This is a genomic window from Desulfoluna butyratoxydans (assembly GCF_900699765.1).
Classification (GTDB): domain Bacteria; phylum Desulfobacterota; class Desulfobacteria; order Desulfobacterales; family Desulfolunaceae; genus Desulfoluna; species Desulfoluna butyratoxydans.
The window spans coordinates 584,210-600,299 of the sequence record NZ_CAADHO010000002.1 but is presented as its reverse complement, the minus strand read 5'-3'; the positions used below and the strand labels follow the sequence as shown (position 1 = coordinate 600,299).

General features: G+C 60.1%; 10 protein-coding genes and 1 tRNA gene. 7 read left to right on the top strand and 4 right to left on the bottom strand.

The genetic code is table 11. The annotated features are described in order from the left end of the window. Positions 1-246: 246 nt before the first annotated feature. The 7 genes from MSL71_RS07665 to MSL71_RS07635 all read left to right on the top strand — a co-directional run bounded on the left by MSL71_RS07665 (position 247) and on the right by MSL71_RS07635 (position 12,262). Entirely contained in the window at positions 247-1,908 is a 1,662-nt protein-coding gene (locus MSL71_RS07665) for a methyl-accepting chemotaxis protein (protein ID WP_180138402.1), read from the top strand. A gap of 75 nt (positions 1,909-1,983) precedes the next feature. Further along, the gene (locus tag MSL71_RS07660; RefSeq protein WP_180138400.1) at positions 1,984-2,208 is read left to right on the top strand and encodes a CcdB family protein; all 225 of its coding nucleotides are present in this window, start codon (positions 1,984-1,986) and stop codon (positions 2,206-2,208) included. Positions 2,209-2,384: 176 nt separating this feature from the next. Further along, entirely contained in the window at positions 2,385-3,596 is a 1,212-nt protein-coding gene (locus tag MSL71_RS07655) for an exonuclease SbcCD subunit D C-terminal domain-containing protein (RefSeq protein ID WP_180138398.1), read from the top strand. Continuing rightward, on the top strand, positions 3,593-7,051 hold the full coding sequence (locus MSL71_RS07650) for an AAA family ATPase (RefSeq protein WP_180138396.1): 3,459 nt from the start codon (positions 3,593-3,595) through the stop codon (positions 7,049-7,051). The genes MSL71_RS07655 and MSL71_RS07650 overlap by 4 nt, the downstream gene beginning before the upstream one ends. 759 nt (positions 7,052-7,810) lie before the next feature. Next, positions 7,811-9,976, top strand: a complete 2,166-nt coding sequence (recD2, locus tag MSL71_RS07645) for an SF1B family DNA helicase RecD2 (RefSeq protein WP_180138394.1) — start codon at positions 7,811-7,813, stop codon at positions 9,974-9,976. 500 nt (positions 9,977-10,476) lie between these two features. Further along, positions 10,477-11,241 carry a hypothetical protein gene (locus tag MSL71_RS07640; protein WP_180138392.1) on the top strand — a complete coding sequence of 255 codons (765 nt, stop codon included), beginning with the start codon at positions 10,477-10,479 and terminating at the stop codon, positions 11,239-11,241. 439 nt (positions 11,242-11,680) lie between these two features. Next, positions 11,681-12,262, top strand: coding sequence for a GyrI-like domain-containing protein (locus tag MSL71_RS07635; RefSeq protein ID WP_180138390.1), 582 nt, complete (start codon positions 11,681-11,683; stop codon positions 12,260-12,262). Positions 12,263-12,308: 46 nt separating this feature from the next. Here MSL71_RS07635 and MSL71_RS07630 read toward each other — a convergent pair. The 4 genes from MSL71_RS07630 to rimO all read right to left on the bottom strand — a co-directional run bounded on the left by MSL71_RS07630 (position 12,309) and on the right by rimO (position 16,059). Beyond that, a tRNA-Val gene (locus MSL71_RS07630) sits at positions 12,309-12,384 on the bottom strand. Between the two features lie 142 nt (positions 12,385-12,526). After that, positions 12,527-13,732 carry a hypothetical protein gene (locus MSL71_RS07625; RefSeq protein ID WP_180138388.1) on the bottom strand — a complete coding sequence of 402 codons (1,206 nt, stop codon included), beginning with the start codon at positions 13,730-13,732 and terminating at the stop codon, positions 12,527-12,529. A 15-nt stretch (positions 13,733-13,747) separates the two neighbouring features. Continuing rightward, positions 13,748-14,728 carry a polyprenyl synthetase family protein gene (locus MSL71_RS07620; RefSeq protein ID WP_180138386.1) on the bottom strand — a complete coding sequence of 327 codons (981 nt, stop codon included), beginning with the start codon at positions 14,726-14,728 and terminating at the stop codon, positions 13,748-13,750. Beyond that, positions 14,725-16,059 (bottom strand): 30S ribosomal protein S12 methylthiotransferase RimO, encoded by a 1,335-nt coding sequence (gene rimO, locus MSL71_RS07615; RefSeq protein ID WP_180138384.1) that lies wholly within the window; start codon positions 16,057-16,059, stop codon positions 14,725-14,727. Before rimO ends, MSL71_RS07620 begins: the two co-directional genes overlap by 4 nt. Positions 16,060-16,090: the final 31 nt, after the last annotated feature.

Here is a 16,090-nt window from a genome sequence, read left to right as displayed (position 1 = left end):
TAATTCTTTATTTTCGGACTATCATACTCGCCGTACAGCTGGTTAGTAACCAAAAATACAGTGTCAATCAAATACGGCGAGACAAGTATAAAGAGTAATCACAGAACAGGCACAAAACACAAACACCCGTTAAATATACAGTGAACAGGAACCGATATTAAATAAGAGATCACCGATACCAAACGAAACACACCGTACGGACACAAACGTATCTGACATACAATTTACCAGTGGAGGGGAAACCATATGTGGCAATCGCTGAGCACAGGGAAAAAAATCTGGTGCAGTCTGTTGATCCTCATGGCGGGTTACGCCATTACCACGGGCGTCGGGCTCATCGGCGGCTATTCCATGCGGGGGGAGCTGAACCAAGTCTCGGACACCATGTTCCCTGCAGCCATGGAATCGTTGACCACCCTTGCCAAGTTCAAGGCCCAGGTCAAACTCTACGGTGATGCCGTCATGGCCGGTGACACCGAACTCCTGGAAGCTGCTGGGCAGCGAGCAGACGAGGTCATCTCCCACCTGGACGCCATTGCAGGGCTGGACCCTGGAGCAGCACCCGAGGCCCGGGCCCTGGCCCAGCAGATCCGCTCCTTCTCAGACAAAGCCCTTACCATCTACACCCGCGTGGCCGAAGACTTCGAAGGCACGGACACAGAAGCAGCCCGTGAATCCCAGGCCCTGGCCAATGAAACCAAGGTCCTCACCGAATCCCTGGCCACCCTGTCCAAAACCCGCTCCGAAGCCCTCCAGAGCCGACTCCACGACGTGGGCCAGGAAGCAGGGCACCAGCAGATGATGAACCTGGCCCTGTTCATCGTGGTGGTGGTGGCCACCATCCTCTTTAACCTCATCATCATCCGCCGCTTTATCACCGGGCCCCTGTCGGACACCGTGGAGATGGTCAAAGACATCGCCCAGGGCGAAGGGGACCTCACCAAACGCCTCACCGTCCACAGCAAGGATGACGTGGGCCAGCTCGCCTTCTGGATGAACAAATTCATCGAGAACCTCCAGAGCATGATTGCCCGCATCGCAGACAACGCCACCTCCCTCAACGACTCCGCCGAAGAGCTCACCCGCCTCTCCGGGAACCTCAAAGAGGGGGCCCACGGAGTCAAATCCAAGTCCGAAGCCGTTTCCACCGCATCGGACCAGATGAAGGGCAACATGGACTCTGTGGCCGCCGCCATGGAGCAGGCCTCCACCAGCACCACGGCCGTGGCCGCCTCCACCGAAGAGATGACGGCCACCATCCGCACCATCGCCGAAAGCTCGGAAAGGGCCAGGGAAATCACCATGGAAGCCGTGACCCAGTCCCGCAACGCCACCGAACGCGTGGGTGAGCTGGGCAACCAGGCCGAAGCCATCGGCAAGGTCACCGAGGCCATCACCGACATCTCCGAGCAGACCAACCTCCTGGCCCTGAACGCCACCATTGAGGCGGCCCGTGCCGGTGAATACGGCAAGGGGTTTGCCGTTGTGGCCGCCGAGATCAAGGACCTGGCACGCCAGACCGCCGATGCAACCCGGGACATCCGCGACACCATCGTCAACATCCAGACCTCCACCCAGGCCACCATCGGGGACATCGAAGGGATCTCCGGGGTCATCGACAAAACCAGCGACATTGTCTCGGAGATCGCCTCCTCCGTGGACTCCCAGGCTCAGACCACCCAGGGCATTGCCGACAACGTCACCCAGATCTCCAGCGGCCTGTCCGAGATCAACGAAAACGTCGCGGCCACCTCCGGCCTCTCCTCCACCATCGCCCAGGACATCGAAGACGTCAGCCACGCCTCCGGCGACATGAACGAGAGCTGCGCCCGATCCGACGAAGGGGTCTCCAGCATCCTGTCCATGAGCGAAAACCTTACCTCCATGGTGGGCCGGTTCAAAGTCTGATCACATAGAGCCCACGCCAACCTGGAAACAACCATTAAAAAACCTCCGTCGGGCACCGTTGCCTGCGGAGGTTTTTTGCCTTGGTTAGACTGGGTTGTGACTCCCATATCAAAGCAATCCCGCCTCATCACCACCCCCATTGAGAGGCTGCCCCCTGTGCTGTCCATTGAAAACACCCCCCACGTTCTTTTGACGCCCCAGCTCTCCGCCATCCCGGCATCTGAGCTTGGCGATGCCATCATCGGTGCCCTGGATTTTCTATGTACCGGTTACGAAAGGCACGTGCTTATCCCCGTTTGACACCCCCACACCGGACTGCTAATTCTGGATATCAAATCGTTTCCCCCCGGCAGGGCCGCCGGAAGCTGCTTCTGGGAGCCGAGTCGTTACCCTATTTTTTTAACGGGCACAGCCCGTAAGCATATGTGAGGAGCCCGATAAGCGAGGGGTCGGAGCATATGCGAAACCGGAGAGCCATGCACATCATCCACACCTCGGACTGGCACCTGGGCCAGCACTTCTTCGACCGGGATCGCTTTGAGGAGCACGAGGCGTTTCTGCGCTTTCTCCTTGCGACCATTGAAACCCGCCGGGTGGACCTTCTCATTGTGTCCGGCGACATCTTTGACACGGCCAATCCGCCCAGGGAGGCCGAGCGCATGTACTACCGGTTTCTCACCCGCCTTGGGGCCATGGGGACCTGTTCTGCGGTCATCGTCGGGGGCAACCACGACTCAGCCCCCCACCTGGACGCCCCGGCCACGGTGCTGGAGACCCTCAACATCAAGGTGGTGGGAGCCCTGCCGGAAAGCGCGGAAGAGGCGGTCTTTCATGTGCCCTGCCTGCGGGATGAAACCGATCCCGGTGTGTGGGTGGCGGCTGTTCCCTATTTAAGGGACCGGGACGTACGAAAGGCCGTGGCCGGGGAAAGCTTTGACGAGCTGTCGGCGCGAACCCGCGCAGGCATCAGGGCCGCCTACACAGAGATCGCCGAGGTGGCCCACGCCAGAAGCAACGGCACCCCGGTCATCGGCACCGGCCACCTTACGGCCCTGGGCTCTTCGGTCTCCGACTCGGAACGCACCATCCACATCGGCAACCTGGGCAGCATCTCCGGAGGAGACTTTCCCGATACCTTCGACTACGTGGCCCTCGGCCACATCCACACCCCCCAGGCCGTGGGGGGCAGCCAGACCATCCGGTACTCGGGCAGCCCCATTGCCTTAAGCTTCAGCGAAGCAAGCCAGCCCAAGGAAATTCGGCTTATCAACACGGCAGGCGGCACCCTCACCCAGGAGCCCATCGCCGTCCCCACGTTCCGCCCCCTGCTGCGCATCAAAGGCGACGCCGATGCCCTCAAGGAGGCCCTGACAGCCCTTGAGGTAAGCGAAAAAGGCCTCACACCCTGGGTGGAACTCACCGTCAAAGGAAGCCTTCCCTCCTCCACCCTCAATGAAGAGCTGCGGACCCTGGCAGGAGAACACGGCGCAGAGGTCCTCAAGGTGGGCCTCGATACCTCGGGCCGCCCTTCAGCCGAGCTTGCCCCGGGGGATCTCTCCATCAACGAACTGAACCCCGAAGAGGTCTTTCAACGGCGCCTGGAGGCCTATGAGGGCGAGGTCCCCCCCGACACCCTTGTTGAATGCTTTTCCCACCTTCTCACCCTGGCCCAGGAGGCGGAAAAATGAAAATCCTCCATCTTGCCTTTCAGAACCTCAACTCCCTGAAAGGCCGGTTCGACATCGATTTTTCCGAAGGCCCCCTGTCCGAGGCAGGCATCTTTGCCATCACCGGCCCCACAGGCTCCGGGAAGACCACCATCCTGGATGCCATCACCCTGGCCCTCTTTGGCAAGGCTGCCCGGTACGACGACAACAAGCGAAACAACCCGGAAAATATGATGAGCCGCGGCACAGGAGAGTGCTTTGCCGAAGTGAGCTTTGAGTGCGGAAAAGGGGTCTATTCGGCCAGGTGGGACCTGGCCAGGGCCCGCAAAAAACCCGATGGGCGCATCCAGGGGACCAAGCGCCAGCTCGCGGACGCCTCCGGCGATGTGCTGGAGACAAAGATCAGGCTGGTGGACGAGGCCGTCACCGAGCTCACCGGCCTCGATTACCACCGGTTTCTTCGGTCCGTGCTCCTCGCCCAGGGCCGGTTCAAAGAGTTCCTTGACGCTGGCATCAAAGACCGGGGAGAGCTCCTGGAGCGCATCACCGGCACCGAGATCTATTCGGAGCTGAGCATCCTGGCCCACGAAGCAGCCCGGGAAAAAGAGGAGGCCATCAAGGACGCCCGCACCGCGGCCAACCTCATCTCCCTTCTCTCCGAAGAAGACTTAAAAGGTCTCGACGAGGAGCACGGCTCCCTTGCCGAACTGAAACAGGCCCTGGAAGATAAGCTGAAAACCCTCATAGGCCGCCTGGACTGCCACGCAGCCTGGGTGAAGGCCACAACAGAAAAAGAGAACCTCCAGATAGAACAAAAGGCGTGGCATGAGCAAAACACAGGCTTTCAGCCGCAACGGGAAAAGCTGAAACGCCATCAGGCGGCAGCGCCCCTTGCCGGGGACCTGAAACTCTGGGCCTCTAAAAATAATACCCTGACAACCCTCAAGGGCCAGCTGGCAGAGCTCAAGACAGCCCACACCAACGCCCGAAACGATGCGGCCACCGCCTTTGCATCGGCTGTTGCAGCCTGCACAAACCAGATCCAGGCCATTGAAACCAGAAGAGGCAAGGGCCTTGCTCAAAAAGAGGCCCTCACGCTTGACATAACCGCCATGGAAGCCTGGCAGCGAGCCCACAGCAGCGATGAATCCATCGAAAACGCGCTTGCCAAATTGCGCGGCAACGCCGAAACGATCCGGTCCATGGCCCAAGGTTTGATGGAAGCGGACAAAGCAGCGGCCCTCACCCTTCAATCCATGGATCGCCTCCAAAAAGAGAGGAAAACAGCCAACACCGAGGAGGCCCAATCCAAAAAAGAGCTGGCAGACAAAGAGGGGATCGCAAAAAACCTGGCCGCAGAGCTTTCCGCCCTCAAGCCCAAGGCAGAGTGGACCCGGCAAAAGGAAGCGGCTGAAAAGATGCGCGGTGCCCTTGAAGATCTCACACGCCTCATGGACGCCCACCTCACCGTCTGTGCGGAACAAGAAACGCTGAAGGCCCAGCGATCAGAGCAGGAGGCCGAAAAAAAACGCCTGGACGCCGAAGCCGCCAAGCTGTGCAAATCCCTGGAGACCGAGCGAAGAATTCTTTCTCACAAAGAAGTGCTTCACACCCAGGCCTCTGTCATAGCCAGCCTGGAGGAGAGACGGGCCCAGCTCGTACCCGGAGAGGCGTGCCCCCTGTGCGGGGCCACAGCCCACCCCTTTGCAGACCACGACCTCCCGAAACCGTCGGATACCGAAGCGGCTTTAAAGACGCAGAAAACAACCGTGGCCGACCTGGAGAAAAAAGAACGGCACTGTGAAAAAAGCCTCACGGCCACCCTCGCCACCCTCAAAGGCCTTGATGCGCAGCTCACAGCACAGGAAAAAAAAGCCAGCGAGATAAGCAAAAATGTTTCCCGTATCTCGTCTGAGCAGGCCATTGACATGGCCATCGGTGACCGGCCGAAACTTGACGCCCTGATCTCCGAAAACAGAGAAACACTCGACGCCATTGGCCGTCAGCTCAGCAGCATCGAAACCCTGGAAACCAAACTCACCGCAGCCGAAAAAGCGTGCATCGCGGCCCGCGGAAGAAGCGAGGCCAGCGCTGCCCGGCTCGTGCAGCTGAACGCCTCCCTGGCCGACACCACCGCCCGACTTGAAGAGCAAAGGGCTCACCAGGCACGCCTCAAAGAGGACACCCACCAGGCCCTGACCGCCTTTGAACAGTCCCTTGCCCCGTGGAATCTTACGGCGACATCACCCGAAGAGGCGTCCAAGGCCCTTGCCGCCCTGGAAACCCGGGCTGCAGCCTGGAGATCAAAGGGAGATGCGCTGAAAACGGCCCGGCATACCCTGACCACCACCGAGGCCGGCCTTGCCACCCTTGCCGATCAGATCACCCGCATCAAAACAGAACGCAACGAATGGACTGAAAAAAGCGCCCCATTCAGCGACATCGAGGTTGCCTCCCCTGAGGTACCCGACGCGCTCCTGGCAGATCCAGCACGCCGCACCCTCTGCGAAAAAGCCCTCTCTGCCCTCGCCGCCCTTGCCACCCGCATCGCCACCACCGAACGTGAGCTTGCCGATGGCGAAACATCACGGAAAGCGTTTCACGTGGAACTGACCGCCAATGCCATCAAACGGGGGTTTGCGGACATCACGGAGCTTACGTCGGCCCTCCTGGATGAAGACACCCTGGCAGGCCTCCAAGCCGAAAGCCAGCGCCTCGAAACCCAGAAAGTCCGCCTGGAGACCCTGACCCGCCAGACCGAAGAGGCCCTGGCCCGTCTCGCCGAGAAAAAGCCGCCCACAGACGAAGAGGCCGCAGAGCTCACCCGGCTGAAACAGGAAAAAGAGAAAGAGCGGGACAACCTCTTGAAACGCATGGGCGAAATAAGCGCCGCCCTTGCCGCAGACAAAAAAGCCCGCGCCGACCAGGCCGACCAGCTCAAACAAATCGACGCGTTGGAAGCCGAAGCCCGCCCCTGGCTGGTTCTGAAAGACCTCATCGGCTCCTCCAACGGCAGCAAGTTTTCCACCTTTGCCCAGGGCCTTACCCTGGCCCAGCTGGTGAGTCTGGCCAACAGGCACCTCGTCACCTTGAACCCCCGCTACGAGATCCAGCGAATTCCGGGGGAAGACCTGGAGCTCGAAATCATCGACCGCTACCAGGCCGATGCCGTGCGCCCCACCAAGAGCCTCTCCGGCGGCGAATCCTTTCTCGTAAGCCTCGCCCTGGCCCTGGGCCTCTCGGAAATGGCAGGCCGGAAAACCCGCATCGAGAGCCTCTTCATCGACGAAGGCTTCGGAAGCCTCGACTCAGACACCCTGGACACCGCCCTGGCCGCCCTGGAAAACCTGCGCCTGTCAAGCCGCACCATCGGTGTCATCTCCCACGTGGAACTCCTCAAAAACCGCCTGGGCACCCAGATCGAAGTGACCCGCACAGCCGACGGCCACGCCACGCTGGCGATTGTGGATGGATAGCTAAGGGAAAAAGCCTCCGGCGGCGAGGTGGAGCCACCTCGAAAGCTGGTTGCGCGTGCGCATTTTCCTTCGTTCCTCAGAAAAATGCGCACGCGCCTTCGGCTCGGGCTTCGCCCGATACGTGAGCTGGCAGTTTGTACAAACGGTCCCACAAGCATTGGAAGGCCAGGATGCGCTATCGTAACCCGTTAAAAGTCAGCTTTAACCGGCCTGCTTCCGGCGACAAGGTTTACCGCCTTGAAAGCACTGGCCGCAGGCGAAGACGAATCGCTTATCGCGCCGTAGCCCGTTGATGTGGAACAAATAGTGCTACATCAACGGGCACAGGCGGTTTCCTCGGGTCAAATCACATCCCCCCTCAGCATCCTTGTCCCCTGGAGCGCCGCACTCCTGTGCGGCACGGGTAACGACGGACTAAAATGCCGCACCGGAGTGCGGCGCTCCGTTTTGGTCGATCTTTCGTGGTTGTTTTGGAATCCGTGGCAGGGCAACGGAAGGCACACACCGAATCGTTACTTTTTAATTTTGCTCTTCCCTTGAATCTTGGCATTTCGCCGACTATGTAGTCTATTAGTGAATAACGTATAAAAGAACGGTTTCAACGTACCGATAAACACGGGCGAAGCCCGTCAGCGAATGGGACAACCCGAGGCACGAGGGTTGGAGTATTCGCAATCCTGAGGTCAAGGGGCTCAGCCCCTTGCCGCCGGAGGCACACTTTTCCACCGACGTTAACCATAGAAAGGCTCGCTTTTCATCATGACCGAAACCCTTTGTGGAGAGATTGTTCGCACCACGTTTACCAGTGAGGAGACGGGGTTTACCATTGCCAAGGTAAAGGTGAAGGGGCGTGGTGAAGTGACCATGGTGGGGCCGCTCATGGGACCTCCGGACGGGACGTTCATCGAGGCCATGGGACGGTTTGAATCCCACTCCCAGTACGGGTTGCAGTTCAAGGTCGACACATTCTCCACGGCCCTGCCGGTGACATCTGCGGGCATCGAAAAATACCTGTCGTCCAAGGCCATCCACGGCATCGGGCCGAAAATGGCCGAGAGGCTTGTGGCCGCCTTTGGGACCAAGACCCTGGAGGTCATCGACAAGGAGCCGGAAAAACTTCTGGATGTGGAGGGCATCGGCAAAAAGAAGGCCGAGCAGATCTTGTCCGGCTGGGAAGAACAGATGGACGTGCGCCAGGTGATGGTGTTTCTCCACTCCCACGGAGTGGGGTCGGCCTTTGCCACCCGCATCGTGAAGGCCTTCGGCAAAAAGGCGGTGTCTGTTGTGACGAGAAACCCTTACGCCCTGGCCACGGAGGTGGCGGGCATCGGGTTTCTCACGGCGGATCGCATTGCGCGCTCCACCGGGTTTGCCATGGACGCCCCCCAGAGGATCCACGCAGGGCTTCTCTACGTCCTCTCCCACGCCACGGACGAGGGACACCTTTTCCTGCCCTCAGACCAGCTCCTCCAAAAGGCCGTGGAGCTTCTCCAGCTCCCGGCCGAGCCCATCGGAAAAGGCATCGCCCACCTTGCCGAACACGAAAAGGTGATCACCAAAAAGGTGGACAACCCGGAGATAGGCGAGGCCGTCTACCTGCCCTGGCTCTTTCACTCAGAGCGGGGCATCGCCAACACCCTTGCCCAGGTGGCACGGGGAAAAAAATTCCCTGTGTTCGAAGATCCCCAAGGGGAGGTGGCTGCCATGGAAAAACGCCTCTCCATGCGCCTTGCTCCCCGCCAGCGGGAAGCAGTGCAAGGGGCCCTCTCGTCCAAAGCCATGGTCATCACCGGCGGCCCGGGCACGGGCAAGACCACCATCATCAAAGCCATCCTGAAGATCTACCACAAGGCCGGGGCCAGGATGCTCCTGGCCGCCCCCACGGGCCGTGCGGCCAAGCGCATGACCGAGTCCACGGGCTTTACGTCCAAGACCATCCACCGGCTCCTGGAATTCAGCTTTCAAAAGGGAGGCTTTCAGCGAAACCGGGAGAACCCTCTCTCCTGCGACGTCCTGGTGGTGGACGAGGCCTCCATGATCGACGTGCCCCTGATGTTCAACCTCTTGAAAGCCGTGCCCGACACCGCCACCCTCATCTTGGTGGGGGACGTTCATCAGCTGCCCCCGGTGGGCCCGGGCAACGTGCTCCGGGACATCATCGCCTCCACATGCATCCCGGTCACCACCCTCACCGAAATCTTCCGGCAGGCTGAAAAAAGCCTCATCGTGGTCAACGCCCACCGCATCAACAAAGGGGAAAAACCTTTTTCCGGAACCCGCGAACCGGGCGGGGATTTTTTCATCATCGAGAGAAACGACCCCGAAGCCGTGGCCCGCACCATCGTGGAGCTGGTGGCCCGGCGGATCCCCCGGCGCTTTAACCTGAACCCCATGGAAGACATCCAGCTCCTCACCCCCATGCACCGGGGCTCTCTGGGGGGCGAGCGCCTCAATCAGCTCCTCCAGGACACCCTCAACCCCAGGCCCCCGGGAGCCCCGGACGAAGCCGGGTTCAGGTTCCGACTGGGGGACAAGGTAATGCAGCTTAAAAACAACTACGACAAAGACGTCTTCAACGGGGACATCGGCCGCGTTGTGGAGGCAGACCCTGCCGCCAAACGCGTCACCGCACGCTTCGACGACAACCAGGTCACCTACGAGGCCGCCGAGCTGGACGAGATCACCCTGGCCTACGCCGTCTCCATCCATAAATCCCAGGGATCGGAGTACCCGGCCGTGGTCATCCCCGTCTCCACCCAGCACCAGATCATGCTCCAGCGAAACCTCATCTACACCGGCATCACCCGGGGCAAAGAGCTCGTGGTCCTCGTGGGGTCCTACAAGGCCCTTGCCATCGCCGTCCGTACCAACAAAACCATCAAGCGCTTTACCCGATTGACGGAACTGCTTCAAAAGGTTGTGTAGCGGCAGAAAAAAACCAGCCTCCGGCGGCGAGGTGAGCCACCTCGAAAGCATATTGCCATTGCGCTTTACCCTTCGTTCCTCAGGGCAAAGCGCAATGGCCTTCGGCTCGGGCTTCGCCCGACATAAACGGTGATGGTTTGTGCGGACCGATTCACAGGCTTCGACCGAACAGGATACGTTGTTGCCACTTGTCCATTGTGGATTTAACCACACTGCCCCCGGCGGCCCTACCGCAAGGCAAGGATTTCAGATGTTCGATAAACAATCATTAACATAGCGTCTCGTATTTCACCGGTAACGCCACCCCATGGATTTCTTCACGGGCGCAGCCCGTCAGCGAATGGGATCGGCCTGAGGAACGAAGGCCGGGAGCATTCGCGCCCCTGGGGTCCAGGGGTGGCGAAGCCACTTAGGCTAAAAATCCCCTGGCCGCCGGAGGCAGCTATATAAAGATTAAATATTCACCTTGATACGTTCAAATCATTGGCAAAAGGATGTCCATGAACCCCATGTTAGCCACTCTCTTCCGCCACGTTCTCAGAAGCCTTCTGCGGCTCCGCGTTCTCTGGCTGCGCACCCTCAAGAGGGGTCCCCACGGCGAGGCGCCTCACCACCTCTCCCCAGCGGAGCTGGCGACGCTCCGGGACAAGGACGAGCGATTCAAACGGCTTTTTGCCACGCGCACGCCCCAGGTCACCGAGTCATCCTGTTCGGCGGCGGCCGTGGCCTGCGTTCTCAACGCCATGGGGGATGGGAAAAACCCGCGCATCGAAAACCAGATGGATCTTCTGGAGACGATCCGTGCCGGGCGCTGGAAGGAGCGCCTTTCGCCGGAAGGATGGCAAGGCCGCCGGGGGCTGCCCCTGGAAGTCCTGGCAGAGGTGGTGCCTGCGGCCCTGGCCTACCATGGTATCCACGCCCTCACCGAGGTGGTGCCCTTTTACCCTGAAGAGTCCCTGGAAACCCGCATGGCACGGGCCGGAACCATCCTCGACCGGTTTGCCAACGACCCCGGCCTCTATCTCATCGCCCACTTTGACCAGGGCGCCTTCCTGCCGGTCCTCACCATTCCCCATATCTCGCCTGTGGGCCGATGGAACCCCGAGACCCAGACCGTTCTCATGCTGGACGTGGACCCAGACCAGCCCGTCCCCTACGAGGTCTCCCTTGCCCGCTTTGCCGACGGCATTGCCAGCCACTACGGAGGCCTCTTGAAACCCTACGGATACGGTCACGGCGGTCTGGTGATCATCACGGCCGACTAAAAAGCAGGGGGGCGCACATGCTCCGTCCCTTCGTTCCTCAGGGGCGTCACATGTGCTGACGGGCTGCGCCCGTGGGACAGTTGCCAAACGGCCTTCCTCGTATTTCCAGAAGAATAAAATCGACCTCTCCTTCAAAAACGGTTGCCACATATCACACATCACGTGAATGCCCCGAGAACAATGGCATAATGACTGCCTTCATGCAGTCGCCACAGGGTTTCCAAGTGTCCCCACCTGGCCGCCGGAGGCAACTGATTTTTTACATGCGTTGGCCCTGGCCGGACGTATTGCTCTTCTTGTCCCCACCTAGATGTTGTGATAAAGGGTATTTGCATCTGCTTGCAATGGAATCAGGAAGAAAAGGCGGGTGCGACAGCACCGGCAACAGGGGCTGAGGCCCTTGTGCCGGACCTCACCCACCCACAATGAGGAATCACGGATGAAACCGATACTCTCCGTCACGCTCATCGCCCTGGCCGCCATTGTCGCCATCCTTTCCTGGTACGGCCTCTTTGCCCCCACCACCTTATCCGAGCAGACCATCCCCTCTTTCAGCTTTGCGTACAAGAAACAGACGGGAAACTACCGCCAAAGCGGTCGCGCCATGAATGACATGTATTGGAAACTCGATAAGGAGGGCATCTCTACCACACAAGGTGTGGGGCTCTACTACGACAACCCCAAAAAGGTGGCCGTGCAAAACCTGCGCTCCCTGGCCGGATGCATCCTGCCTGACGAGAGCGCTGAAAAATGGGAAGAACTCCGCACAGACTACCTGATCGGAACCCTTCCCGGCGCAACCCTGCCTGTGATCACCTTCCCTTACAAGGGAAAGCTCTCGGTGGTTCTGGGGACCTTGAAGGTCTACCCCAAGCTCGATGCATGGTTCAAAGCCCACCCCGATCAAAAGGGGCCGGTCATGGAGATCTACGATATGTCCAAGGGGGAGATTCGGTACGTGGTGGCACGTCCCATGGGAGGCGAGGTACTGGACGCGCTCTGGCGGGCAGAGCGGCCTTGAGGCAATAAAAAAAGGGATCCAGAAAACTGGATCCCTTTAATATGCATGGTAGGCACGACCAGACTTGAACTGGTGACTTCTACCGTGTCGGGGTAGCGCTCTACCAACTGAGCTACGCGCCTTCAGGTGTTACCTGTAAAAACAAGATACATTTAGCAGCGATGGGCCGGAAGTGTCAAGGGGAAAAAGACCGAGGTGCCCGAAAAATCGACCCTCCCCGCGGGTATCCCCCCTAACCCCTCCTCGGCAAAGGAGGATATGCCCTTACTGCATGAAGGTGTTTTTCCCTCCGGCCACCATGTCCACCTTGATGTGATCCCTGGAGACCTCGGAAAGGGTGATGGAAAACCCGTTGTAGTTCCTTGCCAGGAGCTGCTCGGCAAGCTGCTTGCCTTCCCCTGTGAAGTTCACCACCATCACCGCCCGCTCGATGCGGCGCTCCCTGGGCCTCACGGAAATCACCCCTTTGAGCCCCGCCATATCGCGGGAGAGCTGGGTAAAATTCTCGAAAAAGTTGGTGCCCTCCACCACCACCTCGATCATGGTGGTGCGGCTCTTCTTCTCCTTCATGGCGTCGACGATCTGGGCCGAAAGGTCCCGGCCTGCGTCCCCGGCCGCATCGGTCATGGCCCGGGTGCCCACGTCCACAGGATCGGTACCCACGGCAATGCTGGCCCTGAGGACCCCGTCTGTGGACCGGTCCGAGCCCACGAGGAACCCTTCCAGTTCAACGGACGCCCTGATGGATCGTTCATCCCCCATGACGTTGCCGGACGGCTCGGTCCAGGCCCGTCCAACCACCACCACGTCGGCACCAAAGGCCCGGCCGATGCGCAAGGCCTCCTCCCGGTGAACCAGCCCGTCTGGCCCTAAGGGAGCGGCGTCGTCGATGATCGCCCGATGGGGAAGCACCTCAAAGCCACGCTTGGCCATGATGCTTGCAATGGCATCATCGGAGACCGTGGAGATAATGGACATGCCCGGTCCCCACCAGTGCACAAAAGAGTCGCCTCCCGACAGCTTTTCCGAGACCAGGAACAGCAGCTTGGGCTTCTCCGTGCCCTCAAGGACGATGCCCGAAGAGGTGAGGCGCCCTTCCAGACGATCCATGGCCACGGACGCTTCCACGGCCACATGGTAATAGGTGCCGGAACGTCGCTCCGCCACCACCTTGTATCCGTCGATATAGGTTGCAGGGGACTCGGTGAGTATCTCGGTCACCGCCTCAAAGTGCGCGGCCACGGCCCGGTCCGAGAGGATATGAAACAACGCCTCTTCCACGGCGGTGTACAACCCCTCCTTCACGGCCTTGTCCTTGGCGTCCGGGATGTTGCTGCGGGCAATCACGCCCTTGCCCAGGGCAAGAAAGACCTTGAGGGATCCCTCCCCTTCCGCACGCAGGGTGCAGGGCAGTGTCAGGGAAAGGGCGAGAAGCATGGCCATAGTCCATGAAAAGATCCGTTTCTGCATCAGGTGCTCCATCCTTTATGATTTACGTCCCAGGCTGTAGTCCCCCACGAGAAGCAACAGCTCCTTCTCACGGCTGTGTGGAAGCCCTTCCAACGCTTTCTTGGCCTGTGCCACGTGGTCGCTGGCGCAACGCTCGGTGTACCCGATGCCGTCAAGTCTTGTGAGCATGGCCACCAGCTCGGCAAAGGCGTCCGCTGTAAAATTTGGATCGGCCATGATGGCCTCCATGCGCTCTTTCTCACCGTTGGAGGCTTTGGAAAGGGCATAGATCACCGGCAGGGTGAGTTTTCCTTCCCTGAGGTCCGCCCCGGGTTCCTTGCCCAGGCTGGCCAGGTCCGCGGTGTAATCCAGCAAATCGTCGGCCATCTGAAAGGCCATGCCGATATGCCATCCGTAGCGCCCCAGGGCGTCCACCACCTCGTCGGGCTGACCGGCCAGGTGAGCGCCGGTCACGCAGGCCCCTTTGAGAAGGACAGCGGTCTTGCGCTCGATGACATCCAGGTACTCGGCCTCGGTGAGGTCCATGCGGCCTTTGTTGTAAAGCTGCTGGATCTCCCCCTGGCTCATGGCCTCGGTGATCCCGCAGATCTCGTCGATGACGGCAAAATTACGGGTCTCGGCCGTAAGCGTAAGGCACCGGGCCAGGATAAAATCCCCGGTCAGGACCGCCTCGGGAGCGCCATACACCCCGTGGGCCGCGGGCTTGCCCCGCCGCATCACCGCCTCGTCCACCAGGTCGTCGTGGATGAGGGTGGCGGCGTGAAGGTACTCAAAGAGCACGGAGTAGCGGGCAAGATCCTGTCGATCGGACCCGCAGGCCCGGGCAGCCAGGATCATCAGCAGGGGGCGAAGGCGTTTCCCCCCGGAAAAGAGGAGATGGCCCGCCACCTCCCCGGCCAGCTCAGCCCAGGGATTCAGGTTCTCTTTCAACGCGGCTTCGATGGCAGAAAGCTCGCCTGCCACCTCGCCCAGAATTCTCGCCTTCAAGTCGCTCATACCACTTCTCCTGACAAATCGTAGACGATGGCGTCCGTGATGCGGACGTCCACAAAGGAGCCGACGGTGATCCCGTCACCGTAGACAAAGGTGACGCCGTCCACCTCCGGGGCCTGAAAAAAGGTGCGGCCGATGAAGACACCCTCTTCGGGGTTCTCCTCGATGAGCACCTTGGTGACCATGCCCACCCGCGCCATGTTCCGGCGGGCCGAGATCTCCTCCTGGGCGGCCATGAGGGTGTCCTGCCGCATCTGGGCGATCTCTTCGTCCACATGGCCCGGCAGGGCGTGGGAGGCCTGCTCTTCGGAATCGGAATAGGTAAAGACACCCAGGTGATCAAACTCCACCTCGGTGATGAAATCGAGGAGTTCCTGAAAATCCTCTTCGGTCTCCCCGGGAAAGCCCACGATGAGAGTGGTGCGCAGGGCCACACCCGGGACTTCCTTTCGGAGCCGGGCAAAAAGGGCCTTCAGGTCCGCCTGGGTGTAATGGCGGCCCATCTTCTTGATGATGGGGTCCGAGGCGTGCTGGATGGGGATGTCAAAATAGGCGCAGACATTCTCCCTGTCGGCGGCCAGCTTGATGGTGGCGTCGTCCAGGGTGTCGGGAAAGGCGTAGAGGAACCGGATCCACGCGTCCGGTGCCTGGTCGGACAGGGTCTCCAGCACCTCGGCAAGCTTGCCGGGTTCGCCCAGGTCCTCCCCGTAATCGGTGGTGCTCTCGGCCACGAGGTTCAGCTCCTGAACGCCCGCATCTATAAGGCGTCCTGCTTCAGCCGTGATGTCCGCAACGGAGCGGCTGCGGTACCGGCCCCTGAGGCTGGGGATGATGCAGTAAGTGCAGTGCCTGCTGCAGCCTTCGGCGATCTTGAGGTAAGCCAGGGGGCCTGTGGTGGTAATGCGCGGCGAATGGGTCCTAGCAGGGGAGGTGCTGTTGGGATCAGGAAACAGGCAGGTGGCTTTGCCTATGCGCCCGTCCACGGCCATGAGCCGGTTGACCTCCTCGGCGATGCGCTCGTACCCTCCGGTGCCGATGAACAGGTCCACTTCGGGAAGCTCGGGCACGGCATCTTCTTTAAATCGTTGGGGAAGACAGCCCGCCACCACCAGGTAGCGACAGGTTCCCTTTTTTTTGTACTCCGCCATCTCCAGGATGGTGTCGATGGATTCGTCCACGGCGGACGTGATGAAGCTGCAGGTGTTGATGATGATGACATCCGCCTCTTCCGGTGAATCGATGATGGTGCAACGGGCCTCGGTGAGGTGGCCCAGCATCACTTCGCTGTCGACGAGGTTGCGCGCGCAACCCAGGCTGACCAGGTAAATGTTCATGGGATTTAAAAAAAACTCCTGATACAACGGC